This window comes from Bartonella sp. AA74HLJMH (assembly GCF_042197045.1).
Taxonomy (GTDB): domain Bacteria; phylum Pseudomonadota; class Alphaproteobacteria; order Rhizobiales; family Rhizobiaceae; genus Bartonella.
The window spans coordinates 1-1,663 of record NZ_JBHIRJ010000083.1 but is presented as its reverse complement, the minus strand read 5'-3'; the positions used below and the strand labels follow the sequence as shown (position 1 = coordinate 1,663).

The following is a 1,663-nucleotide window of genomic DNA, read 5'->3' as shown; positions in this document are numbered from 1 at the left end:
CCTTTAAAGATGGAGCTCTTACACAGCCAACGTATAAATTATCTTACATTGCTAAAGATGGAGTTGTAACAGAGAGTTCGTTTCAAGGTGTTGGAACTGCATTTGCAGGTCTTGACACGAATATCAAGACTATGAATCAGCGCATTAAGGAAGTATCTGAAGGAGTTGCGCATGATTCCTTGTTATGGAGCAAGGAAGCCGATGCGTTTGTAGCGCGTCATGAAAAGAAGCGAGAAGAAAAAGGCAGAGCTGTAGCAACACAAGAAAATAGCAAGATTACATTTCTTGCCACAGGAGATATTACGAAAGATTCCACAGACGCCATAAATGGCTCGCAGCTTCATACATTAGGCACAGGGGTTGCCTCGTATTTTGGCGGTGATGCTAAGTATGAGAATGGTCAATGGACAGCCCCAAACTTCAAGGTTACAACAGTCAAAGAAGATGGTAACTCTGAAGAGAAGAAATATGACACTGTAGCGGAGGCTTTGGCGGGTGTTGGCACTTCCCTCACAAATGTAAAAAATGAAATTACCAATGAAATTGCCAATGTGAAAGGCGATAGCCTTGTTAAGAAAGATGCAGATACACATCTTATCACTATTGGAGCTGCAGTAGAAGGCAGTAAAATCACTGTTGCCAATAAGACTGGTGTGGCACGGATTATTTCTGGTGTTGCCGCTGGTACTGAAGAAACTGATGCGGTGAATTTTTCGCAATTAAAAGATGTCAAAGAACAAGTAGCAGCCAGTAGCTTCGTTAAACAGGATTCAGAAACGAAACATATCAATATTGGAAAAGAAACAGATGGTGATAAAATTGATATTGCCAACAACAAAAATGATAATCGTACTCTTACAGGTATAAAGAATGGCACTCTCTCAGCGGATTCCAATGAAGCGGTCAATGGTTCCCAACTTTTTGCAACAAATACTGAAATTGCTAATGTAAGAGACAGTATCCTTGTTAAGCAAGCAACAGAGATGACTTTATCGCGTAGTCTCCGTGATGGAGGAACAGGTCTTATCACTATTGGTAAGGGAACTGGTGGTGCCGAAATTAGTATTTTGAACAAAGAGAATGAAGGACGGAAGCTTTCCGGTTTACTCGACGGGGATATCAGTGAAAACTCAAAGGAAGCTGTAAGTGGTGGTCAGATTCATACTCTAGGTAGCAGTGTTGCATCTTATTTTGGTGGTGATGCAGCATTTTCAGCGGGTGTTTTTACAGCGCCAACTTATAACATCTCTAATGTTTCTGACGATGGTACGGTAACGACTAAATCACATAACGATGTTGGTTCAGCTTTTTCTGATCTTGATACGAGTGTCAAGAATGTGAATACTCATCTAACGAATGAGGTCAAAAATTTTACTGAAAAACTAACGAATATTACACAAGAAGTCCAAGGCGATGCTTTATTGTGGAGCAAAACTGATAAAGCCTTTGTAGCGCAGCATGGTGAAAAAGAAGGTGAAAAAACAAACAGCAAGATTACATCGCTGGCTGATGGTTCTATTGTAGCTGGTTCGAGCGATGCTGTTACGGGTGGTCAGATTAATAAAATTGGTGGTGATATTGCTAAATTTTTAGGTGGAGAAGCATCCTTTAAAGATGGAGCTCTTACACAGCCAACGTATAAATTATCTTACATTGCTAAAGA

The 1,663-nt window shown here is 40.5% G+C and carries 1 pseudogene; it reads left to right on the top strand.

The window, feature by feature from the left end:
• A pseudogene (locus tag ACFINH_RS09765) lies at nucleotides 1-1,663 on the top strand (hypothetical protein); the annotation flags it as partial.